Source organism: Mesorhizobium sp. M7D.F.Ca.US.004.03.1.1 (assembly GCF_003998635.1).
GTDB classification, from domain to species: Bacteria; Pseudomonadota; Alphaproteobacteria; order Rhizobiales; family Rhizobiaceae; genus Mesorhizobium; species Mesorhizobium loti.
Genome location: NZ_RZQG01001671.1, coordinates 1 through 581, shown reverse-complemented (window position 1 = coordinate 581; position 581 = coordinate 1). Strand labels below are relative to the sequence as shown.

1 protein-coding gene is annotated in these 581 nt (G+C 55.9%); it reads left to right on the top strand.

Annotation, left to right across the window (positions count from 1 at the left end):
- Positions 1 to 427: DeoR/GlpR family DNA-binding transcription regulator (locus tag EN935_RS39405; RefSeq protein ID WP_245489189.1), on the top strand; the 427-nt coding region annotated here is incomplete at its 5' end.
- Positions 428 to 581 lie beyond the last annotated feature (154 nt).

Sequence of the window (581 nt, the reverse complement as noted above, 5' to 3'; positions counted from 1 at the left end):
GATCGACCTCATTCCCGACAATTATCAAATAACGGCAATATGTTACGCCATGAACGTGGCGGAACGCCTGACCCGCAAGGCCAATGTGACGATCATCATGTTGGGTGGCGTCTATCATCCCGCATCGGCGTCTTTTTCGGGCACGCATGATTTCGATATCTTGAAGAGCGTCGGCATCAACGCCGCCTTCCTGTCGGCCGCCGGCGTCGATGCCAAACGCGGCGCCACCTGCGAGCATTTTCACGAGGCGGTGGTGAAGCAGAAGGTGATGGGCCTGGCGCGCGAGAACTATCTCGTCGTCGACAGCAGCAAGATCGGCAAGCTCAAGCGCGCCTTCTTCTCAGCCATGGACGGCTTCGACGCGGTCATCACCGAACATGGTGAGGTTGGACCGGATTCATTCCAGCTGCCGGCTGACTCCGTTTGACATTTTGCCGACCTGATGGAAAAGTTACAAAAAAAGTAAGAGAAGTCCCAAAAGACGATCTCGATATGCCGGGTAGGGGACGCGTCAAGGGAAGGAAATGCAGGCGTCATGATCGAACAGAGTTCGATTTCGCCATCGTCCGAGGCCCCCTTGC